This window comes from Streptomyces liliifuscus, assembly GCF_016598615.1.
Lineage (GTDB): Bacteria > Actinomycetota > Actinomycetes > Streptomycetales > Streptomycetaceae > Streptomyces > Streptomyces liliifuscus.
In genome coordinates this window covers 9,983,672-10,007,236 of record NZ_CP066831.1, presented here as the reverse complement: position 1 = coordinate 10,007,236, position 23,565 = coordinate 9,983,672, and the positions used below count along the sequence as shown (strand labels likewise).

The 23,565-nt window shown below is 69.8% G+C and carries 20 protein-coding genes; 10 read left to right on the top strand and 10 right to left on the bottom strand.

Going from position 1 to position 23,565, the window contains the following annotated elements; translation table 11 throughout:
* The first annotated feature begins 8 nt into the window (after positions 1–8).
* Both JEQ17_RS43665 and JEQ17_RS43660 read left to right on the top strand, forming a co-directional pair.
* Positions 9–593, top strand: a complete 585-nt coding sequence (locus JEQ17_RS43665) for a sigma-70 family RNA polymerase sigma factor (protein ID WP_200400445.1) — start codon at positions 9–11, stop codon at positions 591–593.
* Entirely contained in the window at positions 590–1,339 is a 750-nt protein-coding gene (locus JEQ17_RS43660) for an anti-sigma factor (RefSeq protein ID WP_200400310.1), read from the top strand. The genes JEQ17_RS43665 and JEQ17_RS43660 overlap by 4 nt, the downstream gene beginning before the upstream one ends.
* Positions 1,340–1,369: 30 nt before the next feature.
* On the opposite strand, the gene JEQ17_RS43655 is transcribed toward JEQ17_RS43660, so the two are convergent.
* From JEQ17_RS43655 to JEQ17_RS43635, 5 genes are read right to left on the bottom strand one after another with little or no spacing between them, the layout of a single operon-like run.
* Entirely contained in the window at positions 1,370–2,167 is a 798-nt protein-coding gene (locus JEQ17_RS43655; protein ID WP_200400444.1) for a DUF1295 domain-containing protein, read from the bottom strand.
* Positions 2,164–3,474: an SAM-dependent methyltransferase gene (locus JEQ17_RS43650; protein ID WP_200400443.1), complete on the bottom strand. Its 1,311-nt coding sequence runs from the start codon at positions 3,472–3,474 to the stop codon at positions 2,164–2,166. The genes JEQ17_RS43655 and JEQ17_RS43650 overlap by 4 nt, the downstream gene beginning before the upstream one ends.
* Positions 3,471–4,763: a class I SAM-dependent methyltransferase gene (locus JEQ17_RS43645; protein ID WP_200400442.1), complete on the bottom strand. Its 1,293-nt coding sequence runs from the start codon at positions 4,761–4,763 to the stop codon at positions 3,471–3,473. Before JEQ17_RS43645 ends, JEQ17_RS43650 begins: the two co-directional genes overlap by 4 nt.
* Entirely contained in the window at positions 4,760–5,506 is a 747-nt protein-coding gene (locus JEQ17_RS43640) for a DUF1365 domain-containing protein (protein WP_200400441.1), read from the bottom strand. Before JEQ17_RS43640 ends, JEQ17_RS43645 begins: the two co-directional genes overlap by 4 nt.
* Positions 5,500–6,789 carry an NAD(P)/FAD-dependent oxidoreductase gene (locus JEQ17_RS43635; RefSeq protein WP_200400440.1) on the bottom strand — a complete coding sequence of 430 codons (1,290 nt, stop codon included), beginning with the start codon at positions 6,787–6,789 and terminating at the stop codon, positions 5,500–5,502. Before JEQ17_RS43635 ends, JEQ17_RS43640 begins: the two co-directional genes overlap by 7 nt.
* A 185-nt stretch (positions 6,790–6,974) precedes the next feature.
* Between JEQ17_RS43635 and JEQ17_RS43630 the strand changes: the two genes are divergently transcribed.
* Positions 6,975–7,136 (top strand): hypothetical protein, encoded by a 162-nt coding sequence (locus JEQ17_RS43630; protein WP_200400439.1) that lies wholly within the window; start codon positions 6,975–6,977, stop codon positions 7,134–7,136.
* Between the two features lie 948 nt (positions 7,137–8,084).
* The gene (locus tag JEQ17_RS43625; protein WP_200400438.1) at positions 8,085–8,744 is read left to right on the top strand and encodes a fasciclin domain-containing protein; all 660 of its coding nucleotides are present in this window, start codon (positions 8,085–8,087) and stop codon (positions 8,742–8,744) included.
* A 1,517-nt stretch (positions 8,745–10,261) separates the two neighbouring features.
* Here JEQ17_RS43625 and JEQ17_RS43620 read toward each other — a convergent pair.
* The 4 genes from JEQ17_RS43620 to JEQ17_RS43605 all read right to left on the bottom strand — a co-directional run bounded on the left by JEQ17_RS43620 (position 10,262) and on the right by JEQ17_RS43605 (position 15,561).
* Positions 10,262–11,509, bottom strand: coding sequence for a pyridoxal phosphate-dependent aminotransferase (locus tag JEQ17_RS43620; protein ID WP_325176341.1), 1,248 nt, complete (start codon positions 11,507–11,509; stop codon positions 10,262–10,264).
* A gap of 116 nt (positions 11,510–11,625) precedes the next feature.
* Positions 11,626–12,996, bottom strand: coding sequence for an MFS transporter (locus tag JEQ17_RS43615; RefSeq protein WP_200400436.1), 1,371 nt, complete (start codon positions 12,994–12,996; stop codon positions 11,626–11,628).
* A gap of 104 nt (positions 12,997–13,100) precedes the next feature.
* Positions 13,101–14,582 (bottom strand): NAD-dependent succinate-semialdehyde dehydrogenase, encoded by a 1,482-nt coding sequence (locus tag JEQ17_RS43610; protein ID WP_200400435.1) that lies wholly within the window; start codon positions 14,580–14,582, stop codon positions 13,101–13,103.
* A gap of 169 nt (positions 14,583–14,751) precedes the next feature.
* A complete protein-coding gene (locus JEQ17_RS43605; RefSeq protein WP_234048591.1) occupies positions 14,752–15,561 on the bottom strand; it encodes an IclR family transcriptional regulator in 810 nt (269 codons plus the stop codon).
* Between the two features lie 231 nt (positions 15,562–15,792).
* Between JEQ17_RS43605 and fae the strand changes: the two genes are divergently transcribed.
* From fae to JEQ17_RS43580, 5 genes are all read left to right on the top strand, one after another.
* A complete protein-coding gene (gene fae / locus JEQ17_RS43600; RefSeq protein WP_200400433.1) occupies positions 15,793–16,332 on the top strand; it encodes a formaldehyde-activating enzyme in 540 nt (179 codons plus the stop codon).
* Positions 16,329–17,441 (top strand): mandelate racemase/muconate lactonizing enzyme family protein, encoded by a 1,113-nt coding sequence (locus JEQ17_RS43595; RefSeq protein ID WP_200400432.1) that lies wholly within the window; start codon positions 16,329–16,331, stop codon positions 17,439–17,441. The genes fae and JEQ17_RS43595 overlap by 4 nt, the downstream gene beginning before the upstream one ends.
* A complete protein-coding gene (locus JEQ17_RS43590; protein ID WP_200400431.1) occupies positions 17,438–18,958 on the top strand; it encodes an aldehyde dehydrogenase in 1,521 nt (506 codons plus the stop codon). Before JEQ17_RS43595 ends, JEQ17_RS43590 begins: the two co-directional genes overlap by 4 nt.
* A 62-nt stretch (positions 18,959–19,020) precedes the next feature.
* Positions 19,021–19,956 (top strand): NAD(P)-dependent oxidoreductase, encoded by a 936-nt coding sequence (locus JEQ17_RS43585; protein WP_200400430.1) that lies wholly within the window; start codon positions 19,021–19,023, stop codon positions 19,954–19,956.
* Between the two features lie 102 nt (positions 19,957–20,058).
* Positions 20,059–21,219: an iron-containing alcohol dehydrogenase family protein gene (locus tag JEQ17_RS43580; RefSeq protein WP_200400429.1), complete on the top strand. Its 1,161-nt coding sequence runs from the start codon at positions 20,059–20,061 to the stop codon at positions 21,217–21,219.
* Between the two features lie 125 nt (positions 21,220–21,344).
* On the opposite strand, the gene JEQ17_RS43575 is transcribed toward JEQ17_RS43580, so the two are convergent.
* Positions 21,345–22,238 (bottom strand): MurR/RpiR family transcriptional regulator, encoded by an 894-nt coding sequence (locus tag JEQ17_RS43575; RefSeq protein WP_200400428.1) that lies wholly within the window; start codon positions 22,236–22,238, stop codon positions 21,345–21,347.
* 296 nt (positions 22,239–22,534) lie between these two features.
* Between JEQ17_RS43575 and dhaK the strand changes: the two genes are divergently transcribed.
* A complete protein-coding gene (dhaK, locus tag JEQ17_RS43570; RefSeq protein WP_200400427.1) occupies positions 22,535–23,527 on the top strand; it encodes a dihydroxyacetone kinase subunit DhaK in 993 nt (330 codons plus the stop codon).
* Positions 23,528–23,565: the final 38 nt, after the last annotated feature.

The window sequence follows — 23,565 nt, the reverse complement described above, 5'->3', positions numbered from 1 at the left end:
GGACCACCGTGAAAGAAGCCGTGCACATCGGCACAAACCCGTCCCTGGAGCCGGACCTGCAGGAACTGCTGGGCCGGGTCGCCCTGGGCGAGGAAGCAGCCTTCGCCCCCGTCTACGACCGCGTGGCCGGCCCGGTCCTGGGCGTCGTACGCGCCGTCCTGCGCGACCAGGCACAGTCCGAGGAAGTCGCCCAGGAAGTCCTCGTGGAAGTGTGGCGCACCGCCCCCCGCTACCGCCCCGACCGCGGCACGGCCATCAACTGGATCCTCACCCTCGCCCACCGCAGAGCGGTCGACCGGGTCCGCTCGGCAGAAGCCGCATCCGCCCGCGACCACAAGGCCGCCCTGCTGGACCACACCCCCGACTACGACGAAGTGGCCGAACAGGTGGAAACCCGCCTCGAACGCGAACAGGTCCGACGCTGCCTGCGCACCCTCACCGACATCCAGCGCCAGGCCGTCGTGCTCGCCTACTACCGGGGACTGACCTACCGCCAGGTCGCCGAAGCCCTCACCCTCCCACTGGGCACCGTGAAAACCCGCCTGCGCGACGGACTCATCCGCCTGCGCGACTGCCTGGGAGTCACCGCATGACCACCGCCGACCCGCACACCCTCACCGGCGCCTACGCCCTGCACGCCCTCACCCACGACGAACGCGAAGAATTCCGACGCCACCTCGCCGCCTGCGAACCCTGCACCCAGGAGACCGCCGAACTGAGTGCCACCGCCACCCGCCTGGCCCTGGCCGTCTCCCTCACCCCCCGCCCCGCACTGCGCGCACAGGTACTCCACCAGATCACCACCGTCCGCCAGGACACACCCCGCCGGCCCCTCCTGCCCAAGACAGCCCGCACGGCCCGGCGCGGACGCCTCCTGCCACGCTGGGCGCTGGCAGCCTCCCTGGCCGCGGCCGCCGCCCTCGGCACCACCGCGGCATGGCAGCACCAGCGTGCCGAGGATGCCCTCCAACAGGCCCGGCAGTCCCAACAGCAGACAGACCGGATCGCCGCCGTCCTCGCCGCACCCGACGCCAAAACCCGCGCCACCACCCTGCCCGGCGGGGCCACCGGCACCCTCACCGTCTCCGACCACCAGGACAAAGCCGTCCTCGCCGTCACCGCCATGACCGACCCACCCCCGGGCAAGGTCTACCAACTCTGGTTCAACACCCACGGCACCATGCGCCCCGCCGGACTCATGGACCCCACCCGCAGCAACCAGTCCGTCCTGATGGACGGTCTCCACGACGCCACCGGCATGGGCATCACCCTCGAACCCACCGGCGGATCCCCACAACCCACCACCACCCCACTCACCCAGATGAACCTCCCCACCTGAACAAGTGGAGCCCGCTCGGGCTCCACTTCCTCATCTGGGCGGCAGGGGGAAGAACCCGCTGGTGCGTTCCGCGTACTCGTCGAAGCCCGGACGCTCGGCCATGTGCTGCTCCAGCAGCCGCTTTCCGCTGCCCCTGGTCAACAGCAGGCTCATCACCACCGGGGACACCGCGCTGACCGCAGCGGCGGCGAGGGAGTCGCAGGTGATCAGGAACAGGCCCCACCAGACGCAGAAGTCCCCGAAGTAGTTGGGGTGGCGGGTGTAGCGCCACAGTCCGCGGTCCATGATCCGGCCCTTGTTCGCCGGATCCGTCTTGAACCGGGCCAGCTGAGCGTCCCCGATCGTCTCGAAGAACATGCCGACCGCCCACAGACAGGCGCCCGCCGCGGCCACCAGGGTCATGGGCCCGGAAATGTACTGCGCCGCCTGCACCGGCAGCGACACCAGCCACACGAGCAGTCCCTGAAGCAGGTACACGATCCGCAGCGCGTACAGGTTCCGGCTCCCGGGCGCCTTGGACAACAGCGCCTCGTAGCGCGGGTCCTCGCCGTGTCCGCGCCCGCGCCGGGCGATGTGCGCGGCCAGCCGCATACCCCACACGGCCGTCAGCACGGTCACCAGGAGGCGTCGGCCTGGATCACCTGTGTCCGCCGACGCCAGGAAGGTCACCACGGCGACCGCGGTGAACGCGAGCCCCCAGGCGACGTCGACGATCCGGTGCATGCCCTTGCGCACGGCGATGGCGAAGGTGATCAGCATGACGCCCAGCGCGGCCGCCGCGGACCACGCGAGGTTGACGGCGAAGGCCGCCCAGGCGAACCCGTTCACAGCCGGTCCAGCCCGGCGTACCAGTCCTGGGGTGTCGCGGGCATTCCGCCGCGCCCCTCGGCCGTCGGCCGCACGCTCAGGATCTGGTCCACACCCATGCGCTGCTCCTCGAACGCCAGCGCCCCGCCGACCAGGTACAGCCGCCACACCCGGGCGGTCTCCTCGCCGACGAGCCGTACGACGTCGTCCCAGCGCTCTTCCAGCGTCCGGTGCCAGGCACCGACCGTACGCACGTAGTGCTCGCGCAGCGATTCCACGGACCGTACCTCCAGCCCGGCCTGCTCCAGGATGGCGAGTGTCTCGCCCACCGGCCGCATGTGCATGTCCGGCGCGATGTACGCCTCGATGAAGGCGCCCCCGCCCGGCGCCTCGGCCCCCCGGGACATCTGCTGCACCAATACGCGGCCCAGCGGCCGGGCCAACCGGTGCAGGGCCGCCGCGAACGCGGGGTACTCGGCGTCGCCGACGTGTTCGCCCATTTCCACGGTGGCGACGGCGTCGTAGCCGCCGCCCGCGATGTCCCGGTAGTCCTGGCACACCACCTCCACCCGGCTCTCCAGGCCCCGGTCGCGCACCTGCTCACGGACGTACGCAGCCTGTTCCTGTGCCAGGGTGACCGCGGTGACCTGCGCCTTGTGCTGCTCGGCGGCGTACAGGGTGAGGGAGCCCCACCCACAGCCGATGTCGAGCAGCCGGGAGCCGGGCACCAGGCCGAGCTTGCGGCAGATCAGCTCCAGCTTGGCGCGCTGGGCGTCGGCCGGAGTGAAGTCCGGGGCCTCGCTCGCCCAGTAGCCGCACGAGTAGGCCATCGTCTCGTCGAGGAGCAGACGGTAGAAGGCGTTGGACAGGTCGTAGTGGTGGCTGATGGCTGCCCGGTCGCGGGCCTTGCTGTGGAGACCGCCGCGCAGGCGCGCCTGGGAGGCTGGCGGGGCCGGGCGTGGACCCGCGGCGCCGAGCCGCACCGCGGTCCCGATCGCGTGGGCGCGGTCGGTGAGAGTGAGGCGGGGGGCGTGCAGGTTGCGCCCCCGGGCTGCCGTCCACAGGGTGCGCAGTCCCTCGCCGAGGTCGCCCTCGATGTCGAGTTCACCGGTGATGTACGCCTGCGCCAGGCCCAGTTCGCCCGGTTCCCACAGCAGCCGCCGCAGGGCGCGCCGGGACCGTACGACGACGACCGGGCCTGCGGGTGGGCCGGCCTCGCTGCCGTCCCAGGTGCGCAAGCGCACGGGAAGACGGCCGCCGAACGCGGCCTCGGCGAGCGCGGCCAGCCGTTGGGCGGTCCCGACTCCGGCAGTTTGGACGGGGGTCATCGGGCGGGAGCCTCCTTGGTGAGCAGGTACTGCTGTACATCCAGATATCCGGAGCGAAATCCGGCCTCGGAGTAGGCGAGGTAGAAGGTCCACATGCGGCGGAACGTCTCGTCGAAACCGAGCGCGGTGATCTCGTTCGTGCGCTCGGTGAAGCGTTCGCGCCACAGGCGCAGCGTCTCCGCGTAGTGGGCGCCGTAGGCGTCCCGGCGGGTGATCGCGAGCCGCGTGTGGTCTCGGACGGTTTCGGCGACGGCCTCGACGGAGGGCAGCAGGCCGCCGGGAAAGATGTACTTCTGGATCCAGGTGAAGGTGTTCCGGCTGGCCAGCATCCGCTCGTGGGGCATGGTGATGGCCTGGAGGACGGCGCGGCCCCCGGGGACCAGCCGTTCGTCGAGGGTGCGGAAGTAGACGGGCCAGAACTCCGCGCCTACTGCCTCGATCATCTCGACGCTCACGACGGCGTCGTACATGCCGCGCGCCTCGCGGTAGTCGCACAGTTCCACCGAGACCCGGTCGGTGAGTCCGGCCGCCGCGACGCGCTCGCGGGCGAGGTCGCGCTGCTCCCGGGAGAGGGTGAGGGAGGTGACGTGCGCGCCGCGCGCGGCGGCACGGATCGCGAGTTCGCCCCATCCGGTGCCGATCTCCAGGACCTTGGTGCCCTCCTGCACGTCGGCGAGGTCGAGAAGCCGGTTGATCTTGCGGTGCTGGGCGGCCGCGAGCAGGTCCCAGTCGGAGGGAAAGCCGCGGAAGAGCGCCGACGAGTAGGTGAGGGTGCCATCGAGGAAGAGAGCGAACAGGTCGTTGGACAGGTCGTAGTGGCGGCTGATGTTGGTCCGGGAGCCGTCAGGGGTGTTGCGCTGGGCGTGCGGTCGGCGCGGCGCCCACAGCCCACGCAGCCGCTGGAGGTGCGCGGGAATCAGCTCGGCCGCGTTCGCCGCGAGCACGGTGAGGACGGCGACCGGGTCGGGGGCGTCCCACTCGCCGGCCATGTACGACTCACCGAAACCGACCAGGCCCTGGCTGCCGATGCGGCCGTGGAACGCCTTCGGATCGTGGACGTCCAGTGCCGGGCCGCCCTTGCCGAATGAGGTGCCGTCGGCGAACCGGACGTGCAGTGGCAGTCGCCGCAGAGCACGGCGTACGACGGCCGCGGTGACCGCGGTCCGCGCCCGGGAGGCGGACGGTTGCGAGGCGACGTCGGGCCAGCGGGCGGGGTCGACGGCCGCGGTCCCCGGGGACACGGTCACGGTCTGCCCCGCGTCGGCGGATCGGGGCTCGGCTGTCCTCATGTGGTCTTCTCCGGGTTCTGACGATGGTCGGGACGGGGCTGGACGGGCAGCCCGCGCAGATACAGACGGATGCCGTGCAGGCGGATGGCCACGGACACCGCGAGCGTGGACCACGGCCGTCGCAGGGCCAGCCGCAGCAGCGTTCTCGCACGGGCTTCGTGCCGTGTGCCGCGAACGGTCGCGGTGAAGGCCCTGCCGCCTTCCCGCTCCAGGTGCACGGTGAGGTCGAGCCGCTCCCCGGGAGCCGGCAGGCGCATGCGGTAGTGGCCGTCGACGGGGAAGAACGGCGAGACGTAGAACTCCTTGCCGACCTCCGCCGTCCCCGAGGCGTCCGGGCTCAGCAGGTAGGAGTGGCGTTCGCCGTAGGTGTTGTGCACCTCGGCGACGACACAGCGCACGGTGCCGTCGGGGCCGTGGCACCAGTACAGAGTGAGCGGATTGAACACATACCCGAACACCCGTGCGTGAGCGAGCATCACGACCGGGCCGCCGTCCAGATCCACCCCGTGCCCGGCCAGGAAGGCGTCCAGTCCCGCGCGGATCGAGGACTGATCGCCGGTGAAGTGGTCGCGCGGTTCGAAACGCGCCAACGGTCGTAGCAGGTGGGGTGGTTCGGGGGGCCGGTCGGGGTCGATGAGCCACATGTACGTGCGGTGGCGCAGCACGTACCGCATCGGCGCGGTGCGCACGTGGGCGATCGCGCAGTCGTACAGGGCGGGCGCGGGTGCTGGAGTCGTCACCATTCCACCCCCAGTGCGGCGGCGGCCGCCACCCCGGACCGGCAGCCGTCCTCGTGGAAACCCCAGCCGTGATAGGCGCCCGCGAACGAGGTGATGGGGGTGTTCAGTTCGGGCAGCCGCTGCTGGGCGGCCACCGACTCCGGGGTGTAGACCGGGTGTTCGTAGACCATGCGGGCGCGGACCCGGTCGGGGGCGATCCGGTCCTGACCGCCCAGCGTGACCACGAACGTCTCGGCGGCGTCCAGCTGTTGGAGACGGCTCATGTCGTAGCTGACCCGCACCCGGTCGGCGCCCGCCGTGCATGACGGCATCAGGTAGTTCCACGAGGCCCTGGCTCCTCGGGCGCGCGGCAGCAGACGGGTGTCGGTGTGCAGGAGCGTGGTGTTGCGGGAGTAGCGGAAGGCGCCCAGGACCTCCTTCTCCTCCGGAGTGGCGTCGGCCAGCAACTTCAGGGCCTGGTCCGGGTGGGTGGCCACGACCACGGAGTCGTACGACTCCGTGGTGCCGTCCTCCGCGGTCAGGGTGACGCCGTCCGGGTGCCGCCGCAGGGCACGGACCGGGGCCGCGAGGCGCACCGCGTCCAGGCGGGCGGCCACCCGATCGACGTATGCGCGGGAGCCGCCGGTGACGGTGCGCCATGTCGGCGATCCGCCCACCGAGAGCATTCCGTGGTGCTCCAGGAATCGGAACAGGTAGGCGGCCGGGTAGTGCTGGGCGGTGTCCGCGTCGCAGGACCACACCGCCGACACGACCGGCGTCATGAAGTGAGTGCGGAAGTAGGGGGAGAAGCCCTCTCGGTCCAGGAACTCCCCGAGGGTGAGGGCGTGTTCGGCTCCCTGGGTGAGGAGGCGTCGTGCGGCTCGGTGGAAGGCGGGCACCTCGGTGAGCATGCGCAGGTAGGCCCCGCGCAGGGCGTTGCGGCGCCGGGCGAAGAGCCCGGCGGGGCCACGCGCACCCGCGTACTCCAGGCCGCAGCCTTCGCACCGCACCGACATGCTCATCTCCGACTCCTGTGTGGTGACGCCGAGTTCATCGAAGAGACGCAGGAGGTTCGGGTAGGTGCGGTGGTTGTGCACGATGAAGCCGGAGTCGACGCGGTATGTCTTGCCGTGCGACACCAGGTCGTGGGTGTGGGCGTGCCCGCCGAGCCGGTCGTCGGCCTCGTACAGCGTGACGTGGTGCGCGCGGCCGACCACGTGTGCGGCGGTCAGGCCGGCCACCCCACTGCCGATCACGGCCGTGCGCCGTTCCCGGCCTTGTGCGGCACCTCCTGGCGCGTGTGTCATCGCTTCTCCTCCCGGTCGGCCGCGAACGTGGATCTCGCGCGTAATCCGGAGCTGTGAGGAGAGCGGATTGCCTCAAGGGCGATCTTCCTACGATCCGGTGAGCGCAGGGCCGTCCGCCAGGGGCGATGACCCGCCCGCGCCGTGTCCGGGCATGCGGATGCCATGGCCGGGAGGGGAAGGCGCGGTTGGCCACCCTGGCGGAGCGGGTCCGGCTGCGCCGCGCATGGCATCTCACCGAACAGCAGGCGGCCTCGACGTTCGGATTGACCTCGGCGACGGCGCGGTCCTGGGAGCCGGAGCCCTACGACGACGACAAGGGTGGCGAGCCGCCTGCGCGGCGTTCCTGAGCGGCCTGGCGCAAGGACTTTCTCCGGCACCCGCCGACACCGGACACAAAGACTCCGGCCGTGGCCGGCCGGATCAGTGCGTCGGTGCGGCGCTGCCCGGGAACGGCGAAAGCGTCCTCGTCGACTTCCGCAGTCCGTACCGCCGACAAGGCGTACTCGACCTCGCCGTGCCTTTCCGGTGCTGCGGTCTACGGGCTCCGGCACTGGGCGGCTCCTCTTGTCTGTTCTGAAGGTTGGCCGCGTCTGGGCCGTCTCGTGTTACGAAGCACTTCCAGAAGCCGGCCCCGTTCGGATGCAGAGCGCGGTGTTTCCGAGACGGGGAGCGCTTTTCTCGGCCCGGCGCACAGGGAGTCGGCTTCGGCCCGGCGCGCAGAGAGTCGGCGGGATGTCATGTGCAGGCGCCGCACGGCAGCTCGGCCCAGACCGTGTGGCCGAGGCCACCAGGCAGGTCGCCCCAGGCGCATAGGTTTTTCATGCCATTCGACCCTTTTTGTTCTCACAGGTGATTCGTGGCCGACCCGGCTGTGGATGGCTTGAGAATCAAGGGGTGTGATGACAGTTGGCGGCATCTGCCGAATTCAGCGAGAAACCCACATTCTTTGGATCCGTTGCAGTGGCGCACATGGATTGGTCTGAGAAAAGAATTACTCCCATCGGGTGATCGACCAATCCACCGGCTCTTCAGGGCCGGATTCCCCACGTGACAAGCAGCGAGAAAAATCTGCGGGATTCGCGGCGCCCTGATGTTCGGGCTTGTCGGGGCTGCCGCAGCCGCGAGCCGGCCCGACGCGACCGGCATCACCGACGGGCTGCCCTCGGCCGTGAGTGCGGTCGTCGGAGCGGTTCTCCTGTTCGTCCCCATTGGCCGCCTCGCGCTCCCTGGCAGCGGTCCTTTCACTTCCCGCACGAACGCGGCTGCGGTCGCATCAACTCAACAGGAGAAACACCATGAACACCCGTATCCGCCGCATCGCCGTGACCGTTGCCGCAGCCGCCGTCCTGCCGCTGGCCCTGAGCGCCTGTTCCGACGACAGCAGCGACTCCGCCTCGTCCGACACCTCGACCAAGGAATCCGCTCCGGCGTCACCCTCGGACGACGGCATGGGCAGTACCGCAGGCGCTTCGACCGCGGATGAGCCGTTCGGGCCGGCCTGCTCGTCGGTGCCGGCCGACGGTGCCGGTTCCTTCGACGGCATGGCCAAGGACCCCGTGGCCACCGCCGCCTCCAACAACCCGGCCCTCTCCACACTCGTGACAGCCGTCAAGAAGGCCGGCCTGGTCGACACCCTCAACAACGCCCAGAACATCACCGTGTTCGCACCGACCAACGACGCCTTCGCAAAGATCCCCAAGGCCGACCTCGACAAGGTGCTCAACGACAAGGCACAACTGACGAAGATCCTCACCTACCACGTGGTGGGCCAGAAACTCGCCCCCAAGGACCTCGAGAACGGTTCCTTCGACACACTGGAGAAGTCGAAGCTCACCACATCCGGCTCCGGCGAGTCCTACACCGTCAACGACTCCGCCAAGGTCGTCTGCGGCAACGTCAAGACCGCCAACGCCAACGTCTACATCATCGACAGCGTCCTGATGCCCAGCAGCTGACGACACACCGCGTGCCGGGCGCCACAGCATGAGGCGCCCGACTGCAAGCCTCCCGTGACCTTGCCGTTGCTGCCGGAAGCCGGGACGAAGGCTGCTCGGTCCCTGGGCGAGCGCTCATGACCGCTAGTGCCAGTACGGACACCAGGCTGTTTCCAAACTTTTCGCCTACGGACCAATCCGTGCACAGGGCGGCAACGGATCACGTCCGTAGGCCGACGACGCACGGACGGCGTCCGCAGTCGCAGGGCGGGCGCCACCGCTCGGCTGCTGCTGGACCAAGTGCCGGTTGCACTGTCGGAGCAACACGTCTCCAGTGAAAGGGCAGTTGCATGACAGCCAAGGCAGGCGGCAAAGGACACATACGCCCAACGCGCGGCACGGACTTTCAGAACCGAGCCGAGAAGACAGGTGTGCTGCCGCCGGCTCCGTCAGAGGTTCAAGCAGTAAGGCCGGACAGGGCGGCTGGAGTTGCCGAGAAGGATCGTGCAAAGCCGGTGACAACCGTGATGCCCGGCGCGGGCGATCTTCCAGCCGAAGGGGCCGCCGCCGGGACAGAGGCCCAGCGGAAGGGACAGTGGCAGTGGCGGCCTGAGGCGCACGACTCGGTGCGGATCCCCGCCACCGAATGGAAGCTGATAGACCCGGCCGACGATGCCGAATTTCCGCCCAGTGGCGCCGCCTCAGCAGTCTCGAGCACTCGCCACTCGGACACCGTGCCAACCGACGCAGTTCGGACCGTCGATGGCGACGATGCGTACGCCGACAGCGGCCCTACGACACACACCGCAGACGACCACTGCGCAGTAAACAGATCCAACTCGTCTGGCAGTACACCAATCTCGTCTGGCAGTACACCAATTTTCGTCGACCCCAGCGGTCGGCGAGCCGGCCGGGTGCGCCGGATGGGCTGGCTCGTGGCGGCCGGTTGCATATGCTCGGCCGCCACCCTGGGTGTCGCGGTCACTGGCGGCAACTCCACCGCGCCCTGGCTCCACCTGCCCGGCATGCTCGGAGGCGACAGCCAGAACCGACCAACGAAGGTGGCAGAGCAGCCGGAGCAGCGGGGGCTCGGCGCACCGGGCGCTGACAGCCCCTCGTCCACCGCCGCAGGGCCGTCGATTCGGCAGCAGACCGAGACTCCACCCCCGGATACGAGGATCGGTCCACGACCGGATGGCAATGGCACGAACACCTCGTCCGGCAAGCCACTCACGGCCGGCACCCCGTCAAACGCCGGCGGCACCGAAGCACTACCCACCGGCACTGCCGAAGCGGCCACTGGGGAGCCGAGCCGGTCGGCCTCTCCTGATACGGCGCAGAAGCCGACGACATCACCGAGTTCGGCCGACCCTGGTTCCCCGGGCACCTCGCCGGAGGCCTCCCCGAGCGAGACATCCTCAACCGGGCTCCTCAACGGGCTGGTGAACACAGTCTCCGATCTCTTCGGCAAGTGACGGCCCAACCTCTGTCCGAACTGTGCAGGAGAGGAACATCCCTCACCCCGTCGCAGCGGCAGCTCAGGTATGGAGAGTGAGGGTGGCCAGAGCTCCGCGCAGGTGTTCCAAGGAAGCGGAGATCCATGGCAGGGAGAGCGGGTCGTCACTGCGCAGTGCCGTCCAGCGCTCCTCGGCCGAATCGCCGTACAGAAGACTGGTGGCGACACGGGCACGCAGTGCGCTCGCATCGTCGCCGAAGGCCTCCCCCGCCAGCACTCCCACACCGTGCTGCGTCAAAAGGTTGGATGCCAGCTGCGCGCCGGTGGTGATGCCCTGGCGGCCCAGGCGGGTGCGCACGGGCTCGAAATCCGGGTACAGATAGAACCCTGCGTCGGGAATGCGGCACGAGGCACCGGCCAGGACGAACTCGCTGTGCACGGCGTGGGCCACCGTGGCATGAAGCCGGCGCGCGGCGGTGATGTGCTCTGTCACCTCCACCGGGTCGGCGAGGATGTAGGCGGCCGCGGCTTGCATCGGGGCAGCCAGGCTGGACCACACCTCGCTGGCGAGGCCGGTCAGATCTCGCATCAGTCCGGTGCCCCAGGGGTTGTCGGGTACCCGGGCGAAGCCGATCCGCCAGCCACCGAGGGCCATGGACTTGCTCAGACCAGTGGTGACCACGGTCCGCTCCGGCAGGTACGAGGCCGCGCTCGGCGCGGGCCGTCCGTCGTGGCACAGCTCGGCGTAGATCTCGTCGGAGACGATCACCAGACCATGACGATCCGCCACGGCGCACACCTCGCGGAGATGCTCGGGACGGACGACCGTCCCCGTCGGATTGTCGGGCACGGTCAGCACAAGCACTCCGGGGGCCGCTCCTTTGGACCGGGCCCTGCTGATGGCCTGCTCGAGGAGTGCCGGATCGGGTATGCCCCCGGACTCGGCCGGGATGGGCACGTCGACAACGCGCTTGTTCACGATCGCCGCCTGGGCGGCGTAGCTCACCCAGGCCGGGCAGGGCAGAACCAGATCACCGGGAAGCGCGGCCAGCAGGGCAAACAGCAGTGGCTTGCTTCCGGGGGCGAACAGAACCTGGTCGGGGCCCGTCAGCAGGTTCCTGCGGCTGAACCAGCCGGCCGCAGCTTCGCGCACCGCGGGCGAGCCGACGACGGCACCGTAGCTGTTGAGCCCCGCGGCTTGCGCCAGCACGGTGGCTGTCCGGTCCGGAACCGGCAGCCCGGCCTCGCCGAAGCCGAGGTGCAGAACCTTCTCACCAGCCGCCTTACGCGCCTGGATGGTCTCGTTGATGGCCAGGGTCGCCGAGTGCATGGTCACCGGAGTCCACTTTCCTCAGGGGTCTGTGTGCAACAATATATGCACCAGCACTCCAGCATGCAATCTCAATTGCATGAGCCCGGGATCGCCGGGCTCGGCACCCGTTCCCGTCAGGCCGATCCCTTGCCGGCCTTGCGGGCCGCCATCGCCAGATCCATGTCCGTCGTCTCCGGCGCGAGGAACTGGGACACCAGGCCGCCCATCGCCAGCACCCCCGCACCGACCAGCAGGACGAACTCCGCGCCGAAGCGGTCCAGGCCCATGGGCAGCAAGAAGGTGCCGATGGCGGCGCCGACCCGGCTCATCGCAGTGGCAAAACCGACGCCGGTGGTCCGCAGTGAGGTCGGGAAGACCTCCAGGGGATAGATCGCGGTCAGGGCGCTGGAGGCGGCGTTGAGGAAGATGAAGAACAGGAACCCGCCCACGATGACGGGTGTCGAGGACGGCCACACCGCCACCAGGGCCAGGCAGCCGGCCGTGATCCAGAACGGCGGGATCAGCAGCCTGCGGCGCCCGATGCGGTCCACGACCAGGCAGCCCACGGTCACGCCCGCCACCGCGGTGAAGGAGTAGACGAGGAGCGCCGCGACCGCGTTGTCTCCCATGTTCAGGGCCTCGAACACCTGGGTCCAGAACGTGCCGATCGCGAAGTAGGGCAGCACGAGCGCGGCCCAGAAGACACTTGCGAACACCGTGCTGCGCAGGTGGCGACGGCTGAACAACGCCCGGAATCCGTCCTGGTGTCCCGCGTCGCGCTCGGCGAGTTCGGCGGCCACGTCGACCTCGATGCCGTACTTCTCGATCAGTGCCTCGGCCTCCTCCCGGCGGCCCTTGCTCAGCAGCCAGCGCGCCGATTCCGGGATCCCGCCCCGCAGTGACACGCACACCACGGCGATGACCGCGCTGCTGGCCAGGGACCAGCGCCAGCCGCCGTCGACTTCCGCGAACACCGCGCCCACGACCGTGGCCAGCGCGTAGCCGACGTACCAGCTGATCTCCAGACTGGCCAGCAGCCGGCCGCGGCCCTGGCGGGGCGCGTACTCCGACAGCAGGGGTGCGCCGATGGCGTACTCGCCGCCGATCGCCACGCCCATCAGCAGCCGGATGAGGAAGAGCTGGAGGCCGTCGGCGACGAAGAACTGGAGGACCGAGCCGATCAGGAAGATCAGCATGTCGACGAGGAACACCGGGCGCCGCCCGAACCGGTCGGCGAGGCGGCCGAAGAGCGGCCCGCCGACGAAGATGCCGATCAGCGGTGAGGCGCCGACGAGTCCCTGCATCAGCGTGGACAAGTGGAGGTCGGTGGTCAGCGCGGCCATCGCCATGCCGATGCCGCCGATGATGTAGCCGTCGATGCCCTGCCCTATCTGCGTGGCGAGCTTCAACTTCAGGTGCAGTCGGCGGCGTTCGCGCCCGGTGGCGGTGTCGGAGGCTTTCGGAGCGGCGGTCTGGTGGTGCTGGGTCGCAGGCGTCGTTGCCATGTGCGGTCCTTGTCTTGTCGGTGTCCGGGCAGGCCTGAGCGGCGCCGCGGCTCGCGTCGGAACACAGCGGGGGAAGAACCCGAGGAGAGAAGGGGACGGAGTTCTCAGGCGGTCGTCGGCCAGTCGAGGGCGATGTACTGCGTCTCCAGGAATGCCTCGATGCCTTCGCGGCCGCCCTCCCGGCCGAGCCCGGACTGCTTGACGCCGCCGAAGGGCGCGGCCGGGTCGGACAGCAGGCCCCGGTTGAGGCCGACCATGCCGGCCTCCAGGCGCTCGGCGATGCGCAGCGCGCGGCCGATGTCCCGCGAGTACACATACGAGGCGAGGCCGTGGACCGTCGCGTTGGCGCGGTCCAGCATCTCGTTCTCGTCGGTGAAGGTGGTGATGGGGGCGACGGGTCCGAAGACCTCCTCGTGGAGGATGCGGGCGTCGTCGGGTACGTCGGTGAGGACGGTCGCCGGGTGGAATGCGCCAGGGCCTTCGGGGACCGTGCCGCGCGCGGCGACCTTCGCGCCTCGCGCGACCGCGTCGTCGACGAGGGAGCGGATTCCGTCGACCGCGGCCTGGTTGACCATCGGCCCGAGGGTGACGCCGTCCTCCAGCCCGGGGCCGGTGCGTACGGCGGTCATGGCGGCGCCGAACTTCTCGGTGAACTCCGCGGCGACGGACGCGTGGACGTAGAAGCGGTTGGCGGCGATGCAGACCTCGCCGCCGCCGCGCATCTTGGCATCCATCGCGCCGCGGACCGCCGCGTCGATGTCGGCGTCCTCGCAGACGATGAACGGGGCGTTGCCACCCAGCTCCATGGTCACGTTGACGACGTTGGCCGCGGCCTGCTCCAGGAGCACCTTGCCGGTGGCGGTGGAGCCGGTGAAGGAGAACTTTCGGACGCGGCTGTCGCCGAGCCAGGCCGAGACGACCTCGGGTGCGCGGTCGGTCGGCAGGACGTTCAACAGGCCGTCGGGCAGACCGGCTTCGGCCAGTAGCGCGGCGACCGCGAGGGCGGTGAGAGGGGTGTCCGGCGCGGGTTTGAGGAGCACCGGGCAGCCGGCGGCCAGTGCCGGGGCGATCTTCCGGGTGGCCATCGCGGCCGGGAAGTTCCACGGGGTGACGAAGGCGGTGACCCCGACCGGGTGCCTGCGGACGACATGCCGGTAGCCGCCGCCCGGGGCGTCCCCGAAGGAGGATCCGATGCGTACGGCCTCCTCGGCGAACCAGCGGAAGAACTCGGCCGCGTAGCCGACCTCGGCCGCCGCGTCCCGGTAGGCCTTGCCGTTCTCCAGGACGATCAGCCGGGCGAGTGTGTCTGCCTGTTCGCGCATCAGCGTGAAGGCGGTGTGCAGGATCTCCGAGCGTCGGCGGGCCGGGGTCTCGCGCCATTCGCCGGCGGCCGCCTGGGCCGCCTCGACGGCGGCGAGGGCGTCGCCCGGTCCCGCCGCCGACACCTCGCGGATCAGCTCGCCGGTGGCCGGGTCGTACACGGGAAAGGTCCGGCCGTCCTCGGCCGCCCGCCAGCGGCCGCCGACGAAGACATCACCTTCGGCGAGCGGCGCCTTGGCGAGGGTGTCGATGCCGACGAGGTTCATGAGCTGCTCTTTTCTCCGTTCCGGAACGGGGGCTCGTCCGGTTCGCGGTGAATTTACGAGCGCGTCACACGGCCGACAAGGCCGCTCCGCAGATCGCAACAGGGGTTGCTGTCAGGGCAACTCGCGGATCATGCGCGGGAATTCGACGCCCATGGCACTCGCAGAGCGGTCAGGTGAGCCGTGTCCTGGGTGGCGGGGTGCGCCGGGGCTCCCAGCCGAGCAGCGCGGAGACCCTGGCCGCTGCGGCGGCCGTGGTGTGGCCGGCCACATCGAGACGTTCACCGAGTCGGGGCTTCGGCGCCGAGATGTTGATGGCCGCGACCACGCGGCCCCGGAAGTCCCGGATCGGCGCCGAGACGCCGACGAGACCGGCTTCGAACTCCTCGCTGACGCGCGCGTACCCCTGCCGCGAGGCCTCCTGGATCAGCGCCCACAGTTCGTGGACGGGCAGTTCGGTGGCGGTTCCGAAGCGTACGTACAGCTCGTCCGGGGTGGCGTCGGCCAGTAGCACGCGCCCGGCGGACGTCTGCCAGGCGGGCACTCCGCGCCCCTCCCAACCGTGCACGCGGAAGGAGTGCCCGGACACCGACAGCAGGGTGAGCACTTCGCGGTCGCTGAGCACGCACAGGTGACTGGTCTCCTCCAGGTCCGCCGACAGTGCGTGCATCACGGGCTCGGCCATCCGCACGAGCCGGTTCTCCGAGGTCCGTGCGACCAGTGAGAACAGCCGCCAGCCCAGGCGGTACTCCAGGGTGTCGGGGTCACGCTCGACGATGCCCTCCGCGGCCAGGGCCTTCAGCGCCCGCGAGACCTGGGTCTTCTCACGTCCGACGAGCTGGGCGAGCCGTACGACGCCGAGACCGCCGGCGTTCTGCGCCTCGTCGGAGGCGAGTGCCTCCAGCAGGTCGATGTCGCGCCGCAGGCCGTGGCCGCGCGGTGCGGCAGAAGGGTCGGGAGCGGATGAGGGCTGGTGCGTCACGGGCGCCATCCTAGGCTCGTCCTTGCGGAGAGATCCCCAGGTCAGCGAGTCAGTTGTTGTGAGAGCAACCGTCATTTCGATTCCCGCCACCGCCTTGCTAGGGAGCGGCGGCGGACCTAGATTCGCCGCATCGGCCCGGATGAACTGCTCCGAATGCGAGGTTCATCCCGTTTCCCCGTTTCCCCGTTTCCTGTTTCCCGATGCCCCGCTTCCCCAGGCCCAGGAGCTCCGATGCCCTCCCCATTTGCCCCGACCGTGCTGATCGGCGAGTCCTTCGTCGGCGAGGGCGCCAACGCCGCGCACACGAACATCGTGATCGGCCGCAAGGGCGGCCCGGTCGAGACGGCGTGGGCGACGGCGCTGGCCACCCCGAGCACCGGGCACGTCCCGTTCGTGACGGTCGTGCGCCCGTCTGTCCCGGTCAAGCCGCTGACGCTGTTCGTGAACAAGGCACCCGCAGGCGGCGACATGCACCAGCGCGCCACCTGGGGCTCGGCGCAGGCGGGCCTGGCCCAGGGGATCGCCGACGCCCTCGACGAGGAACTGATCCCCGCCGCGGACGCCGACGACCTGCTGATCATCGCCGCCGTGTGGGTCAACCCGGCGGTCGACGACCTCGACGCCTCCTTCCGCAACCAGCGCGCCGCCGCGTACGGCGCCGTCCGCGCCGCGGCCACCGGCACCCCGACCGTGGCCGATGTCCGGGCCGCCGCCGAGGAAGGTCCGACCAACCCCTTCTACACGCCGACGGCAGAGGTGCTCACCCGATGAAGATCACCGACATCACCCTGGACCGGCTGCGCCTTCAGCTGGACCCGCCGTTCCACGCCGCCTGGGACCCCGAGCCCCGCCGCCACTTCGATGCCACGATCGTCCGCGTCCACACCGACGAGGGCATCACCGGCATCGGCTCCGGCGATCTGATGGACGGCTTCGAGACGTACAAGCACCTGTTCGTCGGCGAGGACCCGCTCGACATCACCCGGCACGTCAGGGCGATCGAGACCGCCAACTTCCACGGCGCCTACTACTGGCCGCTGGAGGCCGCGCTGTGGGACATCATCGGCAAGGTGCACGGCCGCCCGGTCGCCGAGTTGTTCGGCAACGCGGCGAAGAAGCTGCCCGCGTACGCGTCCTGCGGCGAGCTCAAGTCGCCACAGGAGCGCGTCAGGACGGCGTTGAAGGTACGCGAGGCCGGCTTCCGCGCGATGAAGATCCGCATCGACCGGGACCGAGTCGACGACGGCATCGCCGCCGTACGCGCCGTACGCGAGGAACTGGGCGACCGCTTCGAGATCATGGTCGACCTCAACCAGTCCTGGCGGATGGCGGGTGACACCGCCAACGCCTCCGACCTGGCCACCACCCGCAAGACCATCGCCCGCCTCGCCGAACTCGACGTGTTCTGGGTCGAGGAGCCGCTGCCCTACGCCGACCTGGACGGCTTCAAGCGGCTGCGCGCCGAGAACCCGGGCGTGCGCATCGCGGCGGGCGAGATGCACCACTCCCCCACCGAGTTGCTGCGCTACCTCGAAGAGGACGCCCTCGACATCTACCAGATGGATGTGGTCCTCGCGATCGGCATGCACCGCGCCCGCACCCTGGCCGAGCTGGCGCAGCTGAAGCACCGTCACTTCACCCCGCACAGCTGGACCAACGGCATCGGCGTCCTCGCCAACCTGCATGTGTCGGCGGGCGTCGGCGGCGGCCCGTTCTTCGAGTTCCCCTACGACCCGCCCGGCTGGACCCCCGAGCGCCGCGACTTCATGCTCGCCGAGCCGGTGCGTGTCAACGCCGACGGAGACCTTGAGGTACCGGACAAGCCGGGCCTGGGCATCGAGCTGGACGAGGACGCGATCGACCGCTGGAGGATCAAGTGACGTACAACATCGACGAGTTGCTGTCCCGCTCGCACGACGAGTGGCTGGCCGCGGCGAGCAATCTCACCTTCGAGACCCGTCTGTTCATCGACGGCGGCTTCACCGACGCCACCTCCGGCGACACGTTCAGGAGCAACTCGCCGCGGGACGGAGCCAAGCTCGCCGATGTGCAGGCGGCGGGAGCCGAGGACGTCGACCGGGCAGTACGGTCCGCGCGGACCGCTTTCGAGGACGGGCGCTGGCGTGACCTCGCGCCCAAGGAGCGCAAGCACGTCCTGCTGCGCTGGGCCGAGCTGATCCGCGCGAACGCCGAGGAACTGGCCCTCCTGGACACGCTGGAGATGGGCAAACCCATCACCGAGTCGGTACGCGTCGACGTGGACAAGGCCGCCGAGACCATCGCCTGGTACGCCGAAGCCATCGACAAGACGTATGACGAGGTGGCACCCACACCGGGCGACGCCCTCGCGTTCATCACCCGGGAACCCCTGGGTGTCATCGGCGTGGTCGTACCGTGGAACTACGCGCTGCTGATCGCCAGTTGGAAGCTGGGCCCGGCGCTGGCCACCGGCAACAGCGTCGTCCTCAAGCCCGCCGAGCAGACCTCGCTGGCCGCCCTGCGCCTGGCCGCGCTCGCCACCGAGGCCGGACTGCCCGACGGCGTCCTCAACGTCGTCCCCGGCCGGGGCGAGGTCGCCGGGCAGGCGCTCGGCCGCCACCCCGAGGTCGACAAGATCGCTTTCACGGGCTCGGCGCAGGTCGCGCGACTGTTCCAGGTGTACGCGGGCGAGTCCAACGGCAAGCAGATCGCCGTGGAGGCGGGCGGCAAGTCGCCCCAGCTCGTGCTGGCCGACGCGGATGTCGAAGCCGCCGCGTCCGCCGTGGCCTGGGGCATCTTCTACAACGCCGGGCAGACCTGCAACGCAGGATCCCGCGTCGTGGTGCACACCTCGGTCAAGGACCGACTCCTGGACGCCGTACGCCGGATCACCGCCGAGACCTTCCGTGTGGGCGATCCCCTCGACCCGGCCACCGTCATGGGACCCATCGTCGACGAGACCCAGCTCGCCAGCATCCTCGGCCATGTCGAGCGCGGCAGGCGAGACGGCGCGAGCGTGCTGTTCGGCGGCGGGCGCACGCTGACCGGGACGGGCGGCAGCTTCGTCGAACCGACCGTGCTCGACGGAGTGGACAACACCTCCGCCGTCGGACAGGAGGAGATCTTCGGCCCAGTCCTCGCCGTCGTGTCCTACGACGGGGATGTCGACGAGGGCGTACGCCTCGCCAACGAGAGCGACTTCGGGCTCGTCGCCTCGGTGTGGACCCGGGACGTGACGGTCGCCCACCGCACCGCGCGACGGCTGCGGGCCGGCACGGTGTGGATCAACACCTTCGACGCCAGCGACGTCATCACACCCTTCGGCGGCTTCAAGGCCACCGGCGCGGGTCGCGACAAGTCCCTGCACGCGCTGGACGCGTACACGGCACTGAAGACGACCTGGATCAACCTGGCCTGACCGGCCCTCTGCTTCACCTTCTTTCACCTGCTCACCCCTACAAAGCCGTAGCGAGGACAACGATGAGGATCGGATTCATCGGCCTGGGCAACATGGGACGCCACATGGCCCGCCACCTGATCCACGCGGGCCACCTGGTCACCGTGCACGACACCCGGCCCGAGTCCGCCGCCGAGCACCTGGGGCTCGGCGCCCGCTGGGCCGACACCCCGGCGGCATGCGCGACCGATGCCGAACTGCTGATCACCATGCTGCCCAACCCGCGCATCGTCGAGGACGTGCTGCTGCGCGGTGGTGCCGCCGAGGCGCTCCCTGAGGGCGCCCTGTGGATCGACATGTCCACCTCCACCCCGGCTGCCGCCGAGCGCGTCGCGGCAGAGGTGCTCGACCAGCGAGGCGTGCGCCGCCTGGACGCGCCGGTCAGCGGCATGGCACGTGGCGCCGAGGCGGGGCAGCTCCAGATATTCGTCGGCGGGACGGCGGACGACTTCCGCATGTGCCTGCCCGTTCTCGAGGCCATGGGCGATCCCGACAAGGTGCTGCACGTCGGCCCGCTCGGCGCCGGCTACACCGTCAAACTCCTGATCAACCTGCTCTGGTTCAGCCACCTCGTCGCCACCTCCGAGGTGCTCGCCATAGGCGTCAGGGCCGGAGTCGACCTGGGGGTGTTGCGCAACTCGCTGCTCGCCAGCCCGGCCGCCTCCAACTTCCTGGAGAACGACATCCTGTGCGTGCTCGCCGACGGCGACTACGACGACTCCTTCGCCATGATGCTCGCCTGCAAGGACCTGGGCCTGGCCATCGATCTCGGCCGCGACCTGGGTGTGTCCACCGAGCTGTCCGCGCTCGTCGAGCAGATCTACCGCCGGGCCAAGGCTCAGCACGGAGACCTCGCCGGTGAGATGAGCCCGGTCCGCCTCTACGAGTCCCTGGCGGGCCGGGAGTTCCGGCTGCCGAATCCCGCCACCGCCCACGACGCCGCGCTGAGCGCCGTCTGATCCCCTTGCCCCACGTCCGCCGGGCCGGCCAGGAACGGCCGCCCGGCGGATGACCTCCTTCTCTCCCGCAGACACCCGCCGCGTTTCCAGGAGCCGCACGCCATGGGCGAGCACACCCCAAGCCAGCTGACCATCGACCCCACCTGCCGCATCGAGTTCGGTCCCGGCCGGATCGGGCACCTGCCCGAGTTGGTCTCCTCCCTCGGTGTGGACCGCGCGTTCCTGGTGACCGACCACGGCCTGCGCTCCGCGGGGATCGTCGACCAGGTCCTCAAGGTCCTCGACACCGCGGGCGTGGAACACGGTGTGTACGACGGGGTCGGCGCCAACCCCTCCACGGGCAACGTCGACGAGGGCGCCGCACGGGCTCGGGCCTTCGGCCCCGCGGTCGTCATAGCCCTCGGAGGCGGCTCGGTCCTCGACGCCGCCAAGGGCATCTCGCTACTGGTCGGCAACGCCGACGCCTCGGCCGCCGACGCCGACACCCTCTGGGAAGCGCTCGACGGCCTCCCGCTCATCGCGATCCCCACCACCTCGGGCACGGGCGCGGAAACGAACGGCTTCGGTGTCATCGAGGACACCGCCGCCTGCCGCAAGGTCTACATCGGCCACTCCTCGGTCAAACCCCGCATCGCCCTCCTGGACCCGGAGCTGACAGTCGGCCTGCCCGCACACATCACCGCCGCGACCGGCATCGACGCCTTGGTCCACGGCATCGAGTCACTCGCCTCGCGCGGCGCCAATCCGGTCTCCGTGGGTTTCGCCACCCAGGCCGTCGCCATGATCGGCCGCTGGCTGCCCGCCGCCCACCGTGACGGCTCCGACCTCGAGGCCCGCTCGCAACTGATGCTCGGCGCCCACCTGGCCGGCCAGGCCCTCACCATCTCCGGCTTGGGGCTCGTCCACGGCATCGGCCACGCCCTCACTGCCCATACCGGCACACCTCACGGCCTCGCCCTGGCCGCCGTGCTGGAGGAAGTCATGGAGTTCAGCGCGGAGGCCGCGCAGGACGCCTACGAGCAGACTGCCCGCGCTCTCCGGCTGGCCCCGCCCGTCGACGGCGACTGGGCGCGCACCACCATCGAGGCCGTACGAGAAATAACCGGAGCGATCGACGTCAAGCGCCCCCTGCACGAACTCAGCGTCCACCCCGACATGCTGGGGCAGATCGCCGAGGGCGCGCTCGCGGACCCTGTCACCCGCAACGCGCCGCTGCTACCGACGAAGGACCAGGTTCTCGCGATCCTGCGGGCAACGTTCTAGGGACACCTTGGGCGACAGGGGCGACAGGGGCGAATGAGGATGTCGCCCACTCGCGATCGATCGACGACCGGTCATCCGCGGATCCACTCCGCGCCGCAAGATCGATGAGTCCGAATTCGGGTCTGTCACCCCTCCGGCGTGACATAAATGCCGAACTGTTCCAGCAGTTCCTCCTCCTCCAGCAGTGTCGAACGCGCCTCCAGTCCCCGCTCCTGAGCAACGCCTGTGGCCAACGCCTGTACCAAAGACGTGAAGGCGGTGAGCGAACGCAACACAGAGGGGCCGGCCGCATCCACGTAGAACGTGTGGTGGGCCGCGGCGGCCAGCGGCGAAGAGGGGTTGTCGGTCAGGGCGAGGCAGCGGGCTCCTCGGCTGCGGGCCCATTCCAGCGCCTTGACCGTCTCGGCACTGTAGCGGTGGATGGAAATGGCCACGAAGCAGTCATCCGCGCGAACCTGGCGCAGTTCGTCAGTGAGGCTTCCGGCCGCGGCGGCAACCACGCGAACCTCCTCACGGAGCATGCCCAGAAGATAACCCAGCAGGTAGGCCGGAGCGTGGCACTTCCGCACGCCCATCACGTGCACGCGAGATGAGCTCGTGAGGGCGGACACGGCCTCCTGCCAGGCAGCAGTAGGAATACGGGCAAACGTGCGCGCGATATTGGCCTGATCGAAGGCGACGGCCCGTTCGAGCGGATCGCCTCCTTCGGCAGTGAGCTGCTCCAGACTCTTGTAGCGATGAAGGAGTTGAGCTTGTTCACGGAGTTGCTCTCGGCACAGACGCGTCAGGCCCGGATATCCATCCAGGCCCAGACTGGACGCGAACCTGACCACGGTCGCTTCATTGACGCTCACTGCCGTCGCGAGTTCGGAGACCGTCATGAACGCCACGCCCTCAGGGTCGGCCATGACACGGTCGGCCAGCCGCCGCTGCGACGGCGTCAGGGTAGTGGCTCGTCGCTGCAACTCGGCGAGCAGTTCGTCAAATGTCTGCGGAACGGGCTTGGATGTCGACGCCATGAGGGGAATTCTCCCCCGCGCTCACGAAGAGGCGCCGGAAGGCTCTCCCGCAGGCAGCGATCAGCCGGCCCCGACCGGACACGCCGAACTTGGCGAACCGTGATTTCAGGTGGCTCTGCACGGTGTGCGCGGAGACCGGCAGTTCAACGGGTGGCACGGCCTCGCCCGGACCATGAGGTGCACCGCAGGGTGAAACCACGGCGCAGGCGCAGGTGACCTTCCCTGCCACAAGGTTGATACTGCCCAGAGCAGCACTCCAGCCGCCGCATGCCTGCCAGGCTCATCAGGAGGTACCCATGAAGATGCTCATCAACGTCGCGGAAACCGTTGTCGCGGACGCGCTGCGGGGCATGGCGGCCGCCCATCCCGAGCTGACCGTGGATGTCGAGAACCGGGTGATCGTACGGCGGGACGCTCCGGTGCCCGGAAAGGTGGGACTCGTTTCGGGTGGTGGTTCGGGGCACGAGCCGCTGCACGGCGGGTTCGTGGGCCCCGGGATGCTGTCGGCGGCCTGTCCCGGCGAGGTGTTCACGAGCCCGGTGCCGGACCAGATGGTGCGGGCGGCGGCGGCCGTGGACAGCGGCGCCGGTGTGCTGTTCATCGTGAAGAACTACACCGGTGACGTGCTCAACTTCGACATGGCGGCGGAGCTGGCCGAGGACGAGGGCATCCAGATCGCCAAGGTCCTCGTCAACGACGACGTGGCCGTGACCGACAGCCTCTACACGGCCGGTCGCCGCGGCACCGGCGCGACGCTGTTCGTGGAGAAGATCGCGGGCGCGGCGGCCGAGGAGGGCCAGCCACTGGAGCGGGTGGAGGCACTCGCCCGCCAGGTCAACGAGAACTCGCGCAGTTTCGGCGTCGCGCTCAGCGCCTGCACGACTCCGGCCAAGGGCAGCCCCACCTTCGATCTGCCGCCCGGGGAGCTGGAGTTGGGCGTCGGGATCCACGGCGAGCCCGGCCGGGAGCGGCGGGCCATGATGACCTCGCGGGAGATCGCCGACTTCTCGGTGAACGCGATCCTGGAGGACATGAGCCCCCGCAATCCCGTCCTGGTCCTGGTGAACGGCATGGGCGCCACGCCGCTTCTGGAGCTGTACGGCTTCAACGCGGAGGTGCAGCGGCTGCTGACCGAGCGCGGGGTCCCGGTGGCGCGCACGCTCGTCGGCAACTACGTCACGTCGCTCGACATGGCCGGAGCCTCGGTGACCCTGTGCCAGGTCGACGAGGACCTGCTGCGGCTCTGGGACGCGCCGGTGCGCACGGCGGGCCTGCGCTGGGGCATGTGACGCTCCCCCGGCCCGTGCCGGTGCGACCGGTCAACACC